Annotated in this window: 16 protein-coding genes; 10 read left to right on the top strand and 6 right to left on the bottom strand. The window is 70.5% G+C overall.

Annotation, left to right across the window (positions count from 1 at the left end; genetic code table 11):
- Nucleotides 1-12: 12 nt before the first annotated feature.
- A complete protein-coding gene (locus tag LX16_RS00390) occupies nucleotides 13-582 on the bottom strand; it encodes a GNAT family N-acetyltransferase (protein WP_147131299.1) in 570 nt (189 codons plus the stop codon).
- Between the two features lie 290 nt (nucleotides 583-872).
- Here LX16_RS00390 and LX16_RS00385 point away from each other — a divergent pair, with 290 nt between their 5' ends.
- The 4 genes from LX16_RS00385 to LX16_RS00370 all read left to right on the top strand — a co-directional run bounded on the left by LX16_RS00385 (nucleotide 873) and on the right by LX16_RS00370 (nucleotide 4,048).
- Nucleotides 873-2,093 carry a winged helix-turn-helix domain-containing protein gene (locus LX16_RS00385; RefSeq protein ID WP_147131296.1) on the top strand — a complete coding sequence of 407 codons (1,221 nt, stop codon included), beginning with the start codon at nucleotides 873-875 and terminating at the stop codon, nucleotides 2,091-2,093.
- Between the two features lie 85 nt (nucleotides 2,094-2,178).
- The gene (locus LX16_RS00380) at nucleotides 2,179-2,748 is read left to right on the top strand and encodes a DUF2752 domain-containing protein (protein WP_147131293.1); all 570 of its coding nucleotides are present in this window, start codon (nucleotides 2,179-2,181) and stop codon (nucleotides 2,746-2,748) included.
- A gap of 146 nt (nucleotides 2,749-2,894) precedes the next feature.
- A complete protein-coding gene (locus LX16_RS00375; protein ID WP_158645436.1) occupies nucleotides 2,895-3,449 on the top strand; it encodes a glucosaminidase domain-containing protein in 555 nt (184 codons plus the stop codon).
- 80 nt (nucleotides 3,450-3,529) lie between these two features.
- Nucleotides 3,530-4,048: a hypothetical protein gene (locus LX16_RS00370; protein ID WP_147131287.1), complete on the top strand. Its 519-nt coding sequence runs from the start codon at nucleotides 3,530-3,532 to the stop codon at nucleotides 4,046-4,048.
- A gap of 4 nt (nucleotides 4,049-4,052) precedes the next feature.
- Here the strand turns inward: LX16_RS00370 and LX16_RS00365 are convergent, their stop codons facing one another.
- The 4 genes from LX16_RS00365 to LX16_RS00350 form a co-directional block, all read right to left on the bottom strand.
- Nucleotides 4,053-4,715, bottom strand: a complete 663-nt coding sequence (locus LX16_RS00365) for a hypothetical protein (RefSeq protein WP_147131284.1) — start codon at nucleotides 4,713-4,715, stop codon at nucleotides 4,053-4,055.
- Nucleotides 4,712-7,273 carry an FtsK/SpoIIIE domain-containing protein gene (locus tag LX16_RS00360; protein ID WP_147131281.1) on the bottom strand — a complete coding sequence of 854 codons (2,562 nt, stop codon included), beginning with the start codon at nucleotides 7,271-7,273 and terminating at the stop codon, nucleotides 4,712-4,714. Before LX16_RS00360 ends, LX16_RS00365 begins: the two co-directional genes overlap by 4 nt.
- 193 nt (nucleotides 7,274-7,466) lie before the next feature.
- Nucleotides 7,467-8,270 carry a DUF4097 family beta strand repeat-containing protein gene (locus LX16_RS00355; RefSeq protein ID WP_147131278.1) on the bottom strand — a complete coding sequence of 268 codons (804 nt, stop codon included), beginning with the start codon at nucleotides 8,268-8,270 and terminating at the stop codon, nucleotides 7,467-7,469.
- Nucleotides 8,271-8,309: 39 nt separating this feature from the next.
- A complete protein-coding gene (locus tag LX16_RS00350) occupies nucleotides 8,310-8,816 on the bottom strand; it encodes a toxin-antitoxin system HicB family antitoxin (RefSeq protein WP_147131275.1) in 507 nt (168 codons plus the stop codon).
- 199 nt (nucleotides 8,817-9,015) lie between these two features.
- Here LX16_RS00350 and thyX point away from each other — a divergent pair, with 199 nt between their 5' ends.
- The 3 genes from thyX (at nucleotide 9,016) to LX16_RS00335 (ending at nucleotide 12,520) form a co-directional block, all read left to right on the top strand.
- A complete protein-coding gene (gene thyX / locus LX16_RS00345) occupies nucleotides 9,016-9,768 on the top strand; it encodes an FAD-dependent thymidylate synthase (RefSeq protein ID WP_147131431.1) in 753 nt (250 codons plus the stop codon).
- Nucleotides 9,769-9,907: 139 nt separating this feature from the next.
- Nucleotides 9,908-10,798 carry a 4-hydroxy-tetrahydrodipicolinate synthase gene (gene dapA / locus LX16_RS00340; protein ID WP_147131272.1) on the top strand — a complete coding sequence of 297 codons (891 nt, stop codon included), beginning with the start codon at nucleotides 9,908-9,910 and terminating at the stop codon, nucleotides 10,796-10,798.
- Between the two features lie 3 nt (nucleotides 10,799-10,801).
- Entirely contained in the window at nucleotides 10,802-12,520 is a 1,719-nt protein-coding gene (locus tag LX16_RS00335) for a ribonuclease J (protein WP_147131268.1), read from the top strand.
- Between the two features lie 48 nt (nucleotides 12,521-12,568).
- On the opposite strand, the gene LX16_RS00330 is transcribed toward LX16_RS00335, so the two are convergent.
- Nucleotides 12,569-13,267: an SDR family oxidoreductase gene (locus LX16_RS00330; protein ID WP_147131265.1), complete on the bottom strand. Its 699-nt coding sequence runs from the start codon at nucleotides 13,265-13,267 to the stop codon at nucleotides 12,569-12,571.
- Between the two features lie 38 nt (nucleotides 13,268-13,305).
- Between LX16_RS00330 and LX16_RS00325 the strand changes: the two genes are divergently transcribed.
- The 3 genes from LX16_RS00325 (at nucleotide 13,306) to LX16_RS00315 (ending at nucleotide 18,975) form a co-directional block, all read left to right on the top strand.
- A complete protein-coding gene (locus LX16_RS00325) occupies nucleotides 13,306-14,448 on the top strand; it encodes a low temperature requirement protein A (RefSeq protein WP_147131262.1) in 1,143 nt (380 codons plus the stop codon).
- 95 nt (nucleotides 14,449-14,543) lie between these two features.
- Nucleotides 14,544-16,310, top strand: coding sequence for a bifunctional metallophosphatase/5'-nucleotidase (locus LX16_RS00320; RefSeq protein ID WP_147131259.1), 1,767 nt, complete (start codon nucleotides 14,544-14,546; stop codon nucleotides 16,308-16,310).
- Nucleotides 16,311-16,482: 172 nt separating this feature from the next.
- Entirely contained in the window at nucleotides 16,483-18,975 is a 2,493-nt protein-coding gene (locus tag LX16_RS00315) for an FtsK/SpoIIIE family DNA translocase (RefSeq protein WP_147131256.1), read from the top strand.
- Nucleotides 18,976-19,018 lie beyond the last annotated feature (43 nt).

Below are 19,018 nucleotides of genomic sequence, written 5' to 3'. Positions count from 1 at the left end.
TATCGCCGGATGTCAGGCGGTGTCGTCGTCCCCCGTGACGTCGGCGTGCAACCTCAGTTGCGGCACCCGCCGGTCGGCCATCTCCAAGGTCCTGCGCGCCCCGTCGGCGTCCCAACCCGCCGACTTGTAGAAGCCGAGCGTGGCGGCGTCGCGCGCGAACGACCAGGCGTACGCCACCGTGATCCCGTGGGACCGCCAGTGCGCCACCGCCGCCGACAACAACCGGCTGCCGTGTCCGCGGCGGCCGAACCTCGGCTCCACCAGCAGTTCGGTCACCATTCCGGCGCCCGGGACCGCCTCGGCGTCCGCGTCCTCGTCGGGGCCGACCGCGATGAAACCGACCGTCTGGATCCGCCGGTGGTCCGACTCGGCCTGCTCCACGGCGGTGAACACCCGGTGCGCGGGTGAGGGCGGCTCGGCACAGGCGGCACGCCACCGTTCCGCGAGCCACGTCTCGTCCATCCCCGCGAGCACGTCGGCCGGGACGATGTCCCGGTAGGCGGTGCGCCAGGTGGTCAACTGGATCGCCGCGATCCGTTCGGCGTCGTCGGCGGTCGCGGGTCGGACATATCCCAGGGCCATGCCGGTCAGCTTAGAGGTTGTCTTCGGCCCTCGTTCGTCGCGAGCGGTGTTCCGGTCGAGTGCATTCGCAAGGCGGAGGAGTCCCTGCGTACCGGTGTTGTACGCCCGGACTCCGACAACGCCGCGAGGTGCCGACCGGGCGACGCGCAGCAGAACAGCAGGGTCGAAGACAGCCTCTCGGCTTCGCGGTGTGGGCGGCCCGGCCGGGGCGCGGTGGTGTGGGGCACCCCGCCGGGATGGCGCCGACGCCGACACGCGGGAGCGTCACACCCGCCGTCTAGGGTCTTCGGATGGCATCCAGTCGCACACTGAGCAACGACCAGGCTCGCCGTATCGCCCTGGCGGCGCAGGGGTTCGACACGCCCCGTCCGGCCGGTAAGCGCGACGCGCGCCACCTGCGGAGGGTCCTGGCGCACACCCAGCTCCTACAGATCGACTCGGTGTACGTCCTGGAACGCGCCCACTACGTTCCGGTGTTCTCCCGGTTGGGCGCCTACCCGCATCGGCTCGTCGACGACGCCGCCTACCGGGCGCCCCGGCGCATGTTCGAGTACTGGGGCCACGCCGCCTCACTGCTGCCGGTGAAGTTGTTCCCGCTGTTCCGGTGGCGGATGGCGGAGGCCGAGAGCCACGCCTGGGGCGGGATGAAGCAGATCGCCCGTGAGCGCCCCGACTTCGTGGAGACCGTCTACCGGATGCTCGCCGAGAACGGCCCGGCGTCCGCCCGGCACCTGGAGGACGACGCGCCGCGCTCCCGTGACCACTGGGGATGGAACTGGAGCGACACCAAGCAGGCGCTCGAATGGCTGTTCCGGTGCGGCCGGATCTCCGTGTCCGGGCGTTCCGGCTTCGAACGCGTCTACGACCTCACCGAGCGGGTCATTCCCGAGCAGTGGTGGCGGGCTCCGGCGGTGGAGCGCGGCGAGGCGCACCGGCTGCTCATGGCGCGTGCCGCCGCGTCGATGGGGGTGGCGACCGAGGTCGACCTGCGCGACTACTTCCGGCTGGCACCGGGCGAGGCGCGCACCGCGCTGCGGGAACTCGTGGAGGAGGGCGTCGTCACACCCGTCGAGGTGGCCGGCTGGCCCAAACCCGCCTATCTGCACCGCGACGCCCGGATCCCCCGGAGGCTGCCGGCGAGGACGCTGCTGAGTCCCTTCGACCCGCTCGTGTGGTACCGGGAACGCACCGAGCGGCTCTGGGACTTCCACTACCGCATCGAGATCTACGTGCCCGCCGCCAAGCGCGTCCACGGTTACTACGTCCTGCCGTTCCTGTGGGGTGAGCACCTGGCGGCCCGCGTCGACCTGAAGGCGGATCGGGCCGCCGGAGTCCTGCGGGTTCCCGCCGCCTGGCGGGAGGAGAGGTTCGGCGCCTCCGGCGACGAGATCGCGACCGCTCTCGCCGCCGAACTGTCGACCATGGCGGAGTGGCTCGGCCTGTCCTCCGTGGCGCCACCGAGCCGGGGCGACCTAGCGGGGGAGTTGACCGCGGCGCTGGCGGCCACGTGACGGTGGCGGTTAGTCTGGCGGTACGCCGGAGAGGCGGCGACGCCGTTCCGGCGGACACGCCAGGGTGAGAGAGGTGCCGTCAGCGATGCCCGACCAGATGTCCACGCCGACCCGGGAACTGCCGGTGGTCCCGGCGACACCCGGGCCGTTCCCCGGGTATCCACCGGTCGCGCCCGGTCACGGGCAGGCGTGGCAGCGCCCACCGGCGCCCGGTCGTGTCGCCCGGTTCTTCGGCCGGATCCGGCGCGCCCCGGCCTGGGTGGCGCCCGCCGCGTTGTTGACCTGCTTCGCGGGAGCGGCTGCCGCCGTGGTCGCCACCGACCCCACCGACGACCTGGGGCCGACCACGTGTGCCTTCAAGATGGTGACCGGTTTCGACTGCCCGGGTTGCGGCGGTACCCGCGCCTTCTACTACGTGCTGACCCTGAACCTGCCCGAGGCCGCGCGCAACCACGCCCTCGCGGTGTTCGCGGCGCCGTTCCTGGTGTACCTGTACCTGACGTGGACGCTGGACCGGGTCGTCCCACGGCTCGGCCGCCGACTGCCCAAGTTGAAGGTGACCGGCACCACGGTGGCCGTGTTCATGATGGCGTGGGGCGTGTACTGGGTGGTCAGGAACCTGCCGTGGGCGCCGTTCACGGCCCTGTACGTGTGACTCCACACCGTACCGTCGCGACGGTACGGTGTCCGCCGTTCGCCCCGTGATCGCCCGGAAGGACGGGTTTCGGTCGAATCGGCCCCGCGTCGCCACCGCTTCACGCGATACTGCCTGGCGGGGGTAATCGTCCAATGAGACAGATCATGACACGCGCGGTACTCGTCGCGACGACGGTGATCGGTATCGTGACGGCATTGCCGCAGGCCGCTCAGGCGGTCGATCGTCAGCGGTTCATCGACTCGGCGGGGGAGAGCGCGCAGCCGAGCCGGACCGAGTACGGGGTCCCGGCGTCGGTGACGGTGGCACAGGCGATCCTGGAGTCCGGTTGGGGTGAGAGCGAACTCGCGCGCGAGTCCCGCAACCACTTCGGCATGAAGTGCCACGACGGGGATCCCGGCCCGATAGCGGTCGACTGCGTCGAGACCGACACCCGGGAGTGCGACGACGACGGCTGCTTCGACACCAGGGCGTGGTTCCGGGTGTACGAGACCGTCGCCGACTCCTTCAGCGACCACGGCCGGAACCTGTACGAGAATCCGCGCTACGACCGGGCATTCGACTTCGTCGACGACCCGGATCGCTTCATCCGTGAGGTGCACGGGGGAGGGTACGCGACCGACCCGAAGTACACCGAGAAGATCACCGCGTTGATGCGCGACTACGACCTGTACCGGTTCGACACGGTGGATCCGCGCTGACCCGTACCCGGTGACCGCGGCCCGCGAGGCGGCGGTCACCGGGTACGGCCCGTCCGCGTCCCACCAGAACGGAGAATCGCATGTACCGTCGGTTTCACCATGCCCTGTGGACGGTCCTCGCCGCCGTGGTAACGGTGGCGGTTCCGGCCACCGCCCACGCCGCACCGGTCAAGTTGACCCACGCGGAGGCCGTCGAGATGTTCCGGGCCCACGACATCGCCATCTGGTCCAGCGACGGCTGTTCCGACCGCCACAACCCCCGGTGCACCTCGTTCGCGCAGATCAACCTGGACACCGTCCGGGGCGCAGTCACACTCACCGAGTACAGCGGGTGCGCCCTCACCGTCACCGGAGGCACCGAGACCGGGCACGGTCCGTCCGGCCTACACACCCACTGGGACGGTTGGAAGCTCGACATGTCCCTGACGACGTGCCTGGCGACGTACATCGACCGCAACTTCGCCTACATCGGCGGTGACCGTTGGAAGTCACCGGCGGGAAACGTCTACTACCGCGAACCCGACCACTGGGACGTCCTGTACTACAACTGCGGTGGCTGCGACGACACCGAGTCGGCGGTACGCGGCACCGGCGGTTGACCGGTCACCACGCGCCGAGCTGCCACAGCAGCACCGCCACGACGGTCAACACCGCCAGCCCCGCCCCCAGGCGGGGACTCTTGTAGACGGTGAACGGCAACGGATCGCCGTGCCGGTCGGTCATGGGGACACGGGGAGTCCCCGCCGCGGTGGTGGCGACGTAGCCGGCGATCAGCATGACCACCGGCGGCATCACGATGATCCAGGTGTGCCAGTCGCCGGGAAGGTGCCCGGCGGCCGACACCCGCAGCAGCAACACCTGAGCCACCACCGCGACCAGCATCGCCGCCGAGTAGACCACCAGGTTCCGCAGCACGGGTGGCGCCTTGGGGAACAGCGGTGGGAGCTGCGCGGTCCGCACGGCCGCCTGCTGCCGTTGCCGGGCCAGCCGCAACGCGGCGTCGGCGGCGGCCAGTTCGGTCTCCACGTCCGCGGGGGCCGCCTCGGTGGGGTCCACCGCCGCGCGCAGGTCGGGGACGCCCGCCCGGAGCCGGGCCGCGGTGTCGACCAGTTCGCCTCGCAGCTCGTTCGCCCGGTCGGTGCACGCCGCGGCGCGCGCGGCGAGCGCGTCCACCCGCTCGTGTGCCGACCGGGTGTCCGCCGAGTCGCGTTCCCGAAGCCGTTCGAGCCGGTACAGCAGTTGGTCGTAGTCCGGTGGCTGGTTCACCAGGCGGGCTCCTCGTCGGCACGGTCGGGGCGACGGAACGGCACCGTCAACTTCGTCGTGTTGTCGTGCCGGTCGATCAGCAACGCCCGGTTCTGGCGGGGTTGGTACTCCAGGGCGGCGTTGCCGATGAAGGCGCCGAGTTCACCGCCGGGGACGTTGAGGGCCAGCAGGCACGCGACGTCCTCCCGGGCGGGGCCGCCGCCGATGTCGTCGATGAAGCGGCGCAGGCCGCGCCACCACCCCAGCAGGTGGTACCCGTGGGCGGGGCCGTGCCGCAGCAGACGTTGGAACGCCTTCTGCCCGGCGGTACCCCACACGGGACCGGCGGCGTCTCCCCCGAACACCGTCAGGTACACCGGACCCGGCTGTGGACGGAACTCGACAAGGTCCGTGAGCCTGTCCGCCAGGTCCGAGGCGTTCACGACCTCCGGTTTGTGACCGGCGGCGACCAGCGCGTCGGCGGCGTCGCGGCACACGTCGCTCGCCGGCCCGATGAGCGGCACCAGCAGGAAGACGGCCCGCCCGGGGGCGTGTTGACGGCCCAGGCCGACCACCGCGGCGTGCAGGACGTCGGCCCCGGCCGGGTCGGTGCCCAGGACGGCGAGGTTGCGGCCCGGCACCGGATCCAGTGCGACCGACACCGTGGAGATGTCGGTGTCGACGCCCCGGCCGAGCAACGCCCGGCCGGGACCGGGAGCGGGGGCCAGCGACGGGAAGCGCGGGTCCTCGACGAGATGCTGTTCGGCGTAACCGGCGAACACGTTCGGAGGAGCCGAATCCGGGTCGCGCAACCGCCACAGGGCGTGTCGCAGCCCGGCGAGCCGTTCGCCGTCGGCGGTCACGTCCGGGAACTGGATCAGCCGGTCGAAGCCGGTGACACCGCCCCCGTCGTTGACGACGGCCTGCCCCAGGCGGATCGTCTCGGCGGCGGTGTTGAGGTGGTCCAGGACGTGCCGCGCACCCGGCAACGCGATCCGCATCGGGAACTGCCCGAATATCGAGTCCCGCTTGGTGTAGAGGGCCTCGACACCGGAGATGGTCTGGCTGGCCAGGATCAGGTGGATCCCGTACGAGCGGCCCTTCCTGGCCAGTTCCTCCAGATGTCCGGCGGCCTCACGCGCGAGCCGGTCGTTCCCGGCGAACAGGACGTGGAACTCGTCGACGACCGCGACGATCCGCGGCAGCGACCGGTCGGGGGAGTGGCGGCGCAGGTCGGCGAGTTTCGTGACCCCTGCCCGCTTCATCGCCGAGGCGCGCCGGGTGAGTTCGCCGCGCAGCGCCAGCAGTACCGCGTTGCCGTACTCCCGGTCGGACTCCACGCCCACGGCCCGCACCTGCGGGATCCAGCTCGGGTCGCGGTCGGAGGGCGTGAACTCGGTGAAGGAGACGCCCTCCTTGAAGTCCAGTAGGTACAGCGCGAGCTCGCGCGGACCGTACCGGGCGGCGAGCCCGTAGAGGACACCCAGCAGGAACACCGTCTTGCCACCGCCGGTGCGTCCCCCGATCAACCAGTGCGGTGTGGCGTCGTCGAGCCGCAGTTCCACCGCGCCACGCGCGTCCCTGCCCACCACCGTGGACAGGCCCGTGACGCTCGACTCCCGCCAGTGGTCCTCTGGCATCAGGTCCGCCACGTCGATGGAGGTCTCGCGGCGGTACGCGGTCGTGAGCGAACCGAACACCCGTTTCTCCACCTGCGGCGGTGGCGCGGGGTCCAGGCGCAACGGCACGGGCAGCCGGGTGAGCCGGTGGCCGTGGTCGTCGCCGACCGTCAGGTACGCGGCGTGTTCGATCGCCGGAGCCGGCTCGTGACGGTCGTCGCGCCATCCGGCCAGGACCAGGTGGAGACGGCCGAGTGGCCCGGCGTGGGCGAGTGCCGCGATCCGCGCCCGTACCGCACGCGACGTCTGGGGCGGCAGTCCCGCCACGATCACGAGCGACAGCGGCAGGTCTGCGGCGGCGACACCGTCGTTGCGTCCCCGTTGGACCTCGTGGACGTGGGCCTCGGCGAGGTCGAGCACCCGTTCCAGGCCCGCACCGTCGGTGGCGGTGGGCTCGGTGATCCGTTCCGCCACCAGCGGAGCCGCCGAGGTGAACGCCTGGCCCAGGGTGACACCGTCGACCAGCCTGATCGACAGCCGGGGCACCGCCGCCACCGATCGCAACAGGACCGAACGCAGCAGCCCCGCGACCCTCGGGTCGGCCGCGTCGCCGTCGACGACCAGGTGCCCGGCGCCCAACAGCGGGACCACGACCGGGAACTCCACTCCCGGCACCGGTTCGGCGGTGCCGACGCGCACGTGGACGGTCCCGGAGGCCGGGTGGCCGCGCATCGGCGTGTCCGCCGGAACGGTCTCCAGTGGTTCCGACAGGTACCCCGGTGCCAGCCGCCGGGCCGCCTGCGTCAGCAGGGCCGCCAACTCGGCCTGTGCGGGGGCGGTGGCGTCGGGGGCGGGCAGCGCCGCGCGCTGCCGGTCGATGAGTTCACCGGCCCGGTCGAGATGGGACTGCGCACGGCGGAAGTCCTGGTACGCGCGGTCGAGTTCGGTCCGCCAGCTCACCTTCCCGCACCGCCTGTTCCTGCGTCACCAGTGTCGCCTGTCACGGTAACCGATCCGTGCCTACGGCAACGAACACCGTGGCGGCCGGCCGTCTCCGCGACGAACGTTCCGGCCCGGTCGCCGCCCCGGGGCGACCACACGCCGAAGGGCGCCTCCACAGGAGGCGCCCCGATCTGAGTGTGATCCGGTGTGGTCAGCCGGTCGCGCGGAACAGGTCGATGTTGCCCGAGACGGTGTTGAGACGCATCTCCAGATTCGCCTTGGTGTCACTGGGCATGTCGCCGACGGCGAGGTCACTGGACGTCGTACCGCTGACGGTGTTGAGGTCCATCCAGACACCGGTGCCGGGGGCGACCCCGACGGTGATGGAACCCGACACCGACTTCAGCTGGCAGACCCCGCCGCGGATCGAGTTGATCGTGATGTCACCCGAGACGCTGCCGCCGCCGACCGAGCCGCCCGCCGTTCCCAGGCGCACGTCGCCGGAGACCGACTTGAGGTTGACGTCGCCTCCCGCGTAGTCGATCTGGAGGTCGCCGGAGACCGTGTTGCCCTTGGCGGTCTCGGTGCACCGTGCGATGTGGATGTCGCCCGAGGCGGTGTTGGCGGTGGCCTCTCGCACCGTGTCGGCGACCGTGATGCCGCCCGAGGCGGTGGTGGCCTGCGCGGCGTCGAGTTCGCCCCGCATGTGCACCGACGCGGAGGCCGTCTTCACGTTGACGCTGCTTTGCACCGGTATCCGCACCACGATGTCGATGGCGCCGCTGCGCCCGAAGGAGAACACCATGCCGGCCATGCCCTCGGGGGCCTGGACGGTGAGACGGCCGTCGCGGAACTCCACCTTGGTGGCCTCGGCCGTCTCGCGGGAACGCTTGTCGTTGCGGTGTGGCGTGATCTCGACCAGCGCGGAGTCGCGTTGTTCCGCGATGATCTCGCAGCGGCCCGCCGAGAACAGCACGTTGGCCGAGATCGGCCCGTCACAGGGGAATTCGGACATGGTGAACGTACCTTTCGAGAAGTGTGAGAGGACCGAAGGTCACGCCTGTGCGTATCCGGTGACGCGCTTGCCGAAGCGGGCGCGGCCGGGTGCCGGGCCGCCGCGCGGTGGCAGCGGCGGTTGACCGTGGACGGCGGAGTTGATGGCGCGTACCAGCCACGCGTTGACGGAGACGGACTCGGCCGCCGCGGCCGACTCCACCGCCTCCTTGAGTGGCTCCGGCAGGCGCAGTGTGATCCGCGCGATGTCGCCGGAGTCACCCACCGGGGCGGGCGGCGGTTCGGGGGCGGCCTGGGACTCGCTGACCACCAGGTCCGCCTGGCGGGCGCGCATCCGCACCTCGACGGTGGCGACGTTGCCGACGCGGTTGAGTTCGCCGGTGATCTCGGCGGCGGCGTCGGACAGTGCCTCCAGCAGCGCCAGGCGCAGTGAGGACTCCAGTGACGTACTCAGCAACTCGGCGGTACGGACCGCGTCGTCGCCCGCGGGTGCGGCGGCGGCGATCAGGTCGCGCCGAAGCGATTCCAGATAGGGACTCAGATCCATGACGCCAGTATGGCACTAAGAATGGCGTCTCGCAAGTCAACTTGAATGTCACGCGCGACGTCGCGTGACGGGCGCGTCGGACCGCGCCGGCGCCGGCTGGTCGGTGAGGTCTCACACCACGTAGGCAGGTGGTTCCCGGCGAAGACGCCCAAGTATGGTGAGCGCCGACAACGCCGCAGCAGAACCGGAGGGCACCCGCATGGCGGACACCGTGGCACCGCAGGTCACCATCATCGGCTGGACGCATTTCGAGACGCCACCCGACGTGCCCTGGGAGACCGACGCCGACGGTGGCCAGGCCCTCGCCGAGTTCGCCGGCCGCGCCTGCTACCAGTCGTGGAGCAAACCCAACCCCAAGACCGCCACCAACGCCGGATACCTCGACCACATCCTCCAGGTCGGCCACCTCTCCGTCCTCGAACACGGCAGCGTGTCGTTCTACCTCACCGGGATCTCGCGCTCCCTGACCCACGAGCTCATCCGTCACCGCCACTTCTCCTACAGCCAGCTCTCGCAGCGTTACGTGCCCGAACGCGACGCGAAGATGGTCGAACCCGACGTCATCGCCGAGGACCCCGAACTCCACGAACGGTTCATCGCCGCCGCCGACGCCGCGCAGCGCGCCTACACCGAGCTGCTGGAGGGCCTGGAGAAGAAGTTCGCCGACGAGCCCAACGCCACACTCCGGCGTAAGCAGGCCCGGCAGGCGGCCCGCTCGGTGCTGCCCAACGCCACCGAGACGCGTATCGTGGTGACCGGAAACTATCGCGCCTGGCGGCACTTCATCGCGATGCGCGCCTCCGAGCACGCCGACGTCGAGATCCGCCAGCTGGCGGTGACCTGCCTGCGCAGGCTCCAGGAGAAGGTGCCCAACGTGTTCGCCGACTTCACGATCTCGGCGCTGGCGGACGGCACCGAGGTCGCGTCCAGTCCTTACGTGCACGAAGGCTGACACCGGGCTTGCCGAGTGAACGGACCACCGCCGCGCCACCGGCGTGGCGGCTCTCACCTGGGGCTACCCGCGGGAACGGCACCGACCCGCTGTCGGCCGAACGCCGCCGTGCCCAGTCCTGAACGGTAGGTTGATTCATATGATGCGTGATGCCGTGCGCCCGTTCGGGCGACTTCTGACAGCCATGGTCACACCGTTCGGCGCCGACGGTTCCCTGGACGTCGAGGGAGCCCGGCGACTCGCCGAACACCTGGTCGACGTGCAACGCTGCGACGGTCTCGTCCTCAACGGCACCACCGGCGAGTCACCGACCACCGACGACGCCGAGAAGGCCGCGCTCGTGCGCGCCGTCGTCGAGGCGGTGGGCGACCGCGCCTCGGTCGTGGCCGGGGTCGGCACCTCCGACACACGCCACACCGTCGCCCTCGCCCAGGAGGCGGTCGACGCCGGAGCCGACGGCCTCCTCGTGGTCACGCCCTACTACTCGCGGCCACCGCAGGCGCACCTGGAACGGCACCTCCACACCGTCGCGGACGCCACCGGCGCACCCGTGATGCTGTACGACATCCCGGCCCGCACCGGCACGGCGTTGGAGACCGACACGCTCATCGCGCTCGCCGCGCACCCCCGCATCGTCGCCGTCAAGGACGCCAAGGGCGACCTCGCCGCCAGCACCCGCGTCATGGACGAGACCGACCTCGTGTACTACTGCGGCGTCGACGAACTGAACCTGCCCGCGTACGCCACCGGGCAGGTCGGGGCGGTCAGTGTGACCGCGCACGTCCTGGGAGCGCGGATCGCGGAGATGTTCGACGCCTTCGACGCCGGGCGGCTCGACGACGCGCGGCGGATCGACAGGGCCGTACTGCGCGCGACCACCGCCATCATGGGCCGCACCCAGGGCCTGGTGGCGATCAAGGCGCTGCTGGCGACACGCGGACTCCCGGCCGGAACCCCCCGGCCGCCGCTGTACGCCGCCGAAGACGAATTGCGGGCCGCCATCGAGGCCGAAGTGAAGGAAGCGGGTTGATACATGTTCAAGGCACGTAACGATCTCGGAGCGCCGCCACCGTTGGCGGCCGGGGCGTTGAGGGTCACGCCGTTGGGCGGCCTGGGAGCCATCGGCCGCAACATGACGGCCTTCGAGTTCGACGGCCGGATCCTCATCGTCGACTGCGGTGTCCTGTTCCCCGACATGGACCAACCCGGCGTGGACCTGATCCTGCCGGACTTCACGTCGCTGCTCGACCGGCTCGACGACATCGAGGCGATCGTGTTGACCCACGGGCACGAGGACCACATCGGCGCGGTCCCGTACCTGTTGGCGCACAAGACCGACATCCCCCTGGTCGGTTCCCAGTTCACGCTGGCCCTCATCGAGGCCAAGCTGCGGGAACGCAAGATCAAGCCCTACACGTTGCCGGTGGCCGAGGGTCAGCGGGAACAGCTCGGCCCGTTCGCCTGCGAGTTCCTCGCCGTGAACCACTCGATCCCCGACGCGATGGCCGTCGCGATCCGCACCGACGCGGGCCTGGTCCTGCACACCGGCGACTTCAAGATGGACCAGTTGCCACTGGACGGCCGCGTCACCGACCTGGCGGGCTTCGCCCGGTTGGGTGCCGAGGGCGTGGACCTCTTCCTCTCCGACTCCACCAACGCCGAGATCCCCGGATTCGTCACGTCCGAGCGCGAGATCCGGCCGGTCCTGGACGAGATCTTCCGCAACGCGGAGGGACGCATCATCGTCGCCTCCTTCGCGTCCCACGTCCACCGGGTGCAGCAGGTCTTCGACTCCGCCGCCGAACACGGCCGCAAGGTCGCGTTCATCGGCCGCTCCATGGTCCGCAACATGGGCATCGCCCGCGACCTCGGCCTACTCCAGATCCCCGTCGGGTCACTGGTCTCCATGGACGAGGCCGCCAGGCTCCCCGACGACGAGATCGTGTACATGTCCACCGGTTCCCAGGGCGAACCGATGAGCGCCCTGGGCAGGATGGCCTCCGGTGACCACCGGCACGTCACCGTCGAATCCGGGGACACCGTCGTCCTGGCGTCCTCACTGGTGCCGGGCAACGAGACCGCCGTGTACGGCGTCATCAACCGGCTGTCCCGCTCCGGCGCCACCGTCATCCACAAGGACGTCGCCAAGGTCCACGTCTCCGGCCACGCCCCCGCCGGAGAACTCCTGTACGCCCTCAACGTCGTCAAGCCGAGCAACTTCATGCCCGTCCACGGCGAATGGCGTCACCTGCGCGCCCACGCCCGTCTCGCGGTCGCCTCCGGCGTCCCCCGGGACCAGGTCGTCCTGGTCGAGAACGGCGACGTGGTGGACCTCGTCGACGGCGTGGCCCGGGTCGTGGGACACGTCGAGAACAACTACATCTACGTGGACGGCCTCGCCGTCGGCGACGTCGGGGAACCGGTGCTCACCGAACGCCGCATCCTCGGCGACGGCGGCTTCGTGTCCGCGACCGTCGTCGTCGACTCCGTCACCGGCAAGGTCGTCGGCGGCCCCACCGTGTCCGCCAAGGGGTTCAGCGAAGACCAGAACGCCTTCAACGACGTGCTGCCGCTCATCACCGAGGCCCTCGACAAGGCCGCCGCCGAAGGCGTCTCCGACCCGCACCAGCTCCAGCAGCTGGTGCGCCGCACCGTCGGCAAATGGGTCAACGACACCTACCGCCGCCGACCGATGATCGTGCCCCACGTGCTGGAGGTGTTAACTCACCCGGCGACACCCGACCGGTCGTGACCCGGTGCCGCTCGGGGAGTGCGGCGTCACGCCCCTCCCCGGGCCGGCTCAACGCCGGCGGGACGTCGCGTGCGGTACCGGGTCGCTCGGCGCGATCCGCAGATCGTGCACCGTGGCCTCCGCGGGCACGTTCAGCACGTACCTGATCGCCTCGGCCGCCGTCCCCGCCGACATCGCCCGCCGCGGGTCGTAGGGAACCCCCATCGACTCCCGCAACGCGCGCTGCATCTCGGTCGCGACCTGGCCCGGGTACACCGTCGTCACCCGCACCCCGTTGCCCTGCTCCTCGGCCCGCAGCGCGTCGGCCAACGCCTTCAACCCGTGCTTGCTCGCCCCGTACGCCGACCACATCGGCCCCGCCGACAGGCCCACACCCGAGTTCACGAACACCACGTGACCCGACGCCGCCCGCAACGCCGGCAACAACAACCGGGTCAACTCCGCGGGCGCGGCCAGATTCACCGTCAGGTGACGCTGCCACGTGTCGAGTCCGGTCTCGGCCACCGGCCCCACCTCGGCGATACCGGCGTTGTGGACCAGGGCGTCCAGCCGGTCGATGCCCGCCACCGCGCCCGCCAGGGTCTCCGGCGCCGACAGGTCCGCCGTCACCACCCGGCAACCCAACTCCGCCATCGCCGCCCGGTCCCTGCCCAGGGCGATCACGTCGTCGCCCTGCGCCAACACCCGTTCGGCCAGCTCCCTGCCGATACCCCGGTTCGCGCCGGTGATCATCACGGTTCGACTCATCCCAGCAGGATAGGCCGCCGGCGTCCACCGTCGCGCGGGTGAGTGACACTGTCCGGATGCGCATCCCCTCGCCGCGCTGGTTCCGCGAACGCGTCGAACCGGTACCCGACACCGCCTCCATGCCGGTGTCCACACTCGAACTCTTCTTCGACCTGGTGTTCGTCTTCACCGTCACCAGGCTCACCCACGTCCTCGGCCACGACTACGGCGCCGGCGCGCTGCAGACCATCCTCATGTTCGGGGTCATCTGGTGGATGTACGCCGGCTACGCCTGGCTCACCAACGCCGTACCCGCCAGACGGCCCCTCCGCCGCGTACTGCTGCTCGTCGGAATGGCCGGCTGGCTCACCACCGGACTGGCGGTACCCGACGCCTTCCACGGCTCCGGCGGCTGGTTCGCGCTCGGCATGGCGGTCGTCGTGACCGTCCACGGTGTCATGTACCTCCAGTCCACCCGGCGCTTCCTGCCCATCTTCGCCGCCAACCTGCTTTCGGTCGGCGCGCTCGCGGTCGCCGCCGCCGTCACCGGACCCGCCAGGTACGCCCTGTGGGCGGTCGCTGTGGCCGTGATGTGGCTGTCGCCCCTGGTGTCGGGACAACGTGGATTCCGGCTGCACGCCGGACACATCGCCGAACGTCACGGCCTGGTGGTGATCGTCGCCCTCGGTGAGTCGCTGCTGGCCATCGGGCTCGTCGCCGCCGACCTGCCCATGGGCGGCCACGTCGTGTCCGTCGCGGTACTCGGCCTGGCCATCGCCGCCTCACTGTGGTGGTACTACTTCGCCCGCGACGCCGAACCCGGCGAAACCGCCCTCACCGGCGAGACCGACCAGGTCCGCCGTGCCCGCAAGGTGCTCGGCGGGTACTTCTACGCCCACGTGCCGATCCTGCTCGGAATCGTGACCATGGCCGCGGCCGTGTCCGCGTCCATCGGGCACCTCACGACACCGCTCGGCCACGGCGCCGAGTACGCCCTCGCCGCCGGACCCGCCCTGTTCCTCCTGGGCACCGTCTGGTTCCGCGCCGTGATGGGCCTCCCCGGCAGGCCCGGCCGCATCCTGACCGCCGTCGTCCTGGCCGCGACCGTGCCGTTGGGGGCGGTCGCCGCCGGTTGGCAACTCGTCGCGGTGCTGGCCGTCCTCACGGCGGGACTCGCCCTCGAACGACCGTCCGGGCGATGAGACTCATTCGTTATCCTGCGGCTACCCGCAAGAAGCCGGGTTCTGCTTCGCTACCTGTGGCAGAACCACCAACGCCCCTCAGGGAGATCCCACATATGTCCACCCGGGCAAAACGCCTCATCGGCGGCGGCGCCGTCGCGATGGCGGTACTCGGCCTGACCGTGACGGCCGTACCGTCCGCCGCGCAGGCCAAGTCCACCGTCGACATCCAACTGCTCGCCATCAACGACTTCCACGGCAACCTGGAACCGCCGAGCGGGTCCAGCGGCGAGATCACCATGATCGACGAGCACGGTGAACAGGTGCAGGTGAAGGCCGGGGGCGCCGAGTACCTGGCCACCCACCTGGCCGAGGCCAGGGAGGGCCACCGCAACTCCGTCACCGTCGCCGCGGGCGACCTCATCGGCGGAAGCCCGTTCCTGTCGGCGGCGTTCCACGACGAACCCACCATCGAATCCCTGGAACACATGGGACTCGACGTCAGCGCGGTCGGCAACCACGAGTTCGACGAGGGCATCGCCGAACTCCACCGCATCCAGGACGGCGGCTGCCACGAGGTCGACGGCTGCACCGACCCCGCCGACCCGTACGACGGCAGTGACTTCCCGTACCTGGGCGCCAACGTGGTCGACAAGGACACCGGCCTGCCCGAACTCCCGCCGGTCTGGGTGAAGAACCTCGGCCAGGGCGCCCGCGTCGGCTTCATCGGCATGACCCTCGAAGGCACCGGCAACATCGTCAGCAAGGAGGTCATCAAGAACCTCGAGTTCAAGGACGAGGTCGTCACCGCCAACTACTACGCCAAGCTGCTCAAGGCCGTCGGCGTCCAGTCGATCGTCGTGCTGCTCCACGAGGGCGGCGTCCCGGTCAGCCCCGCCTACAACTACGACTGCGACTCGCCCGGCCCCGGTGACGGAATCTCCGGACCCGTCGTCGACATCGCCCAGAACCTCGACGCCGAGATCGACGTCGTCGTCACCGGCCACACCCACCAGGCGTACGCGTGCACCATCGACGACCCCGCCGGTCAACCCCGGCTCGTGACGTCCGGTTCCTCCTTCGGGCGGCTGTACACCGAGATCAACCTCACCTACGACAAGAAGACCCGCGACATCATCCGGACCACCATGGTCGCCGAGAACCGCGTCGTCACCCGTGACGTCGACGTCGACGACACCCAGCGGGACCTGATCGCCGAATACCGGACCCTCGTCGACCCGATCGCCAACCAGACGGTCGGCTACCTCGCCGAGGACATCCCCATGGGCGACACCCGTGACGTGGAATCCCCACTGGGAGACCTGATCGCCGACATGCAACTGGCCGCGACCTCCTCGGCCGACACCGGCGGCGCCCAGATCGCCTTCATGAACCCCGGAGGCGTCCGCGCCGACCTCAGCTACGCGGCGTCCGGCTCCGAAGGGGACGGTGTGGTCAGCTACGCCGACGCCTTCACCGTGCAACCGTTCAACAACTACCTCGTCACGATGGACCTGACCGGTGCGCAGATCGTCACCCTGCTGCAACAGCAGTACACCGGTGACAACGCCGACCGCAACCTGCTGCTGCAGCCGTCGGAGGGATTCACCTACACGGTGGACGCCTCCGCGACCGGCGCCGACCGCATCCTCACCGACACGATCGCGCTGAACGGACAGCCGCTGGACCCCGCCGCCACCTACCGGGTGACGGTCAACTCCTTCCTCGCCGACGGCGGTGACGGCTTCGCCGTCCTCGCCGAGGGAGGGAACCGCCTCGTCGGCGGGCTGGACATCGACGTGTTCAAGGACTGGTTCACCGCCAACACCAGCGCGGACGACCCGGCCGAGGCCCTGCCCGCGAACCGGATCACCTTCCAGTGACCGGCGGCGGAGTGGAGCCGAGACTCCACTCCGCACCGACCCACCCGACGGCCCCGAAGCCCCGCTTTGGGGCCGTCGGCCGTCTCCGGCCGATCCCGTCGTGACGTATCCACCGGCACCGAGTCGGGCCGCGTACCGGACCGGGCCGTGTCACGCCGGTACGGTAATGGGCATGGCCGGCCGAAGTCAGGCGGCGAAGAAAGCCGCCCGCAAACGCACCGCACCCGCGCGCGCCCGCACCACCAAGGCGGCGGCGGCACCCCGCGCCCGAAAGAAGGCCGCACCCCCCAAACGTCCCGCCCGCCGGGGCGGCGGCATACCGGGGCCGTTGGAGGCCAGCCGGATGGCGTTGCGCGGCATGTGGATCGGGACGGCCCGCTCGATCGGATGGGTGGCCCGCGGCATCGGCCGCGAGGCGGCCACCGCCAAGGAGATCGACACCGCTCACCGCCGTGACGGCCAGGCGCTGGGTGTGCTGGCCGCCGCGATCCTGCTGGCGGTCGCGTTGTGGTTCGACTCCGGCGGCCCGGTGGGGGAGTACGCGTCGCTGGCGATCCGGTGGCTCGTCGGGGTCACCGCACTGGCGTTGCCGGCACTGCTCGGGATCGGCGCCGTCCGCATGATGCGGGTGCCGCGCACCGAAGAGGCGCACGGCCGCGGCGTCGTCGGCTGGACGGCCCTGTCGATCGCCACCGCCGGACTGTTCCACCTGGGCAACGGTCTCCCCACCGACGCCGACGGCGTGTCCGGTGCGGGCGGCCAGATCGGAAGGCTCGTCGGTGGCGCGCTGGAGGCCGCCGTGTCGGCGTGGGTCGCCACGCCGTTCCTGCTGCTGACCGCGGTGTTCGGCGTCCTGGTGATCACGGCGACCCCGGTGAACCGTGTACCCGACCGGCTCGCCGAACTGTGGCGCCTGGCGACCGGCCGCACCGCCGGACCCGTCGAGGACACCGAGCCCGAGGACGAGGAGGAGCCGGTCACCCGCCGCCGTCCGGCGCGCCGCCGCCAGGCCGCGATGGTCGCCGAGGACACCGAGACGGAGTCGGAGGACGCCGAGGCCGACGACGCCCCCGTGCACCGGCCCGCCACCCCGTTGCCCCGGCTGACCCCCGAGCAGGTCCCCGACCGGCGACGTGAGCCGCCCAGGCACTCCCCGGCCCCCGCCCGGCTGGAACAACCGACGCTGCCCGACACCGGCGACTACCGGTTGCCGCCGTTGGACCTGTTGGCCGCCGGTGCGGCGGCCAAGAAACGCAGCAAGGCCAACGACGTGGTGATCGCCGCGCTCCAGGAGGTCTTCGAACAGTTCAACGTGGACGCGGCCGTCACCGGTTTCACCCGTGGCCCCACGGTCACCCGGTACGAGGTCGAACTGGGCCCCGCCGTGAAGGTCGAGCGGATCACGCAGCTGTCCCGCAACATCGCCTACGCGGTCAAGAGCCCCGACGTGCGTATCCTCAGTCCGATTCCCGGCAAGAGCGCCGTCGGAGTGGAGATCCCCAACACCGACCGGGAGGACGTGGCGCTGGGGGACGTGCTGCGCAGCGGTGAGGCCGCGGCCGATCGCCACCCCATGGTGATCGGTCTCGGCAAGGACATCGAGGGTGGTTTCGTCGTCGCCAACCTCGCCAAGATGCCGCACCTGTTGATAGCCGGAGCCACCGGCAGCGGGAAGTCGAGCTGCATCAATACATTGTTGGTCTCGGTGCTGGCGCGGGCCACGCCCGACGAGGTGCGGCTGCTGCTGATCGACCCCAAGCGGGTCGAACTGACCGCCTACGAGGGCATCCCGCACCTGGTGAACCCCATCGTCACCAACCCGAAGAAGGCGTCCGACGCTCTACAGTGGGTCGTCAAGGAGATGGACATGCGCTACGAGGACCTCGCGGCCTCGGGCGTACGGCACATCGACGACTTCAACCGCAAGGTCCGTGCCGGAAAGATGAAGCCGCCACCGGGATCCGAGCGCGAGTACCGCCCCTACCCCTATCTCCTGGTGATCGTCGACGAACTGGCCGACCTCATGATGGTCGCGCCCCGAGACGTCGAGGACGCCGTCGTACGCATCACCCAGCTCGCCCGCGCCGCCGGGATCCACCTCGTCCTGGCGACCCAGCGACCCTCCGTCGACGTGGTCACCGGCCTCATCAAGGCCAACGTGCCGTCCCGCCTGGCGTTCTCCACCTCGTCGCTGGCCGACTCCCGCGTCATCCTCGACCAACCGGGCGCCGAGAAGCTCATCGGCCGCGGCGACGGACTGTTCCTGCCGATGGGCGCCAGCAAACCCCAACGCATCCAGGGTGGATGGGTGACCGACGCCGAGATCGAACGGGTCGTCGCCTTCGCCAGGGACCAGCGCGAACCGGAGTTCGCCGAGGACGTCCTCACCGCCGCCTCCGGCGGTAAGAAGAAGATCGACGAGGACATCGGCGACGACCTCGACGTCCTACTTCAGGCCGTCGAACAGGTCGTGACCACGCAGTTCGGCTCCACATCCATGCTGCAACGCAAACTGCGCGTCGGGTTCGCCAAGGCCGGCCGGCTCATGGACCTCATGGAGAGCCGCGGCGTGGTCGGACCGTCGGAGGGCACCAAGGCCAGGGACGTCCTGGTGAAACCGGACGAACTGGACCACGTGCTCGCCTCGATCCGGGGCGAGGGCTGAACCGCGCACCGTCCGTCGGGTCACCCGGCCTCACCGACGTGCG

The sequence above is a fragment of the Stackebrandtia albiflava genome, from assembly GCF_007994225.1.
GTDB lineage: Bacteria > Actinomycetota > Actinomycetes > Mycobacteriales > Micromonosporaceae > Stackebrandtia > Stackebrandtia albiflava.
This window is presented reverse-complemented; position numbering and strand designations above follow the sequence as displayed.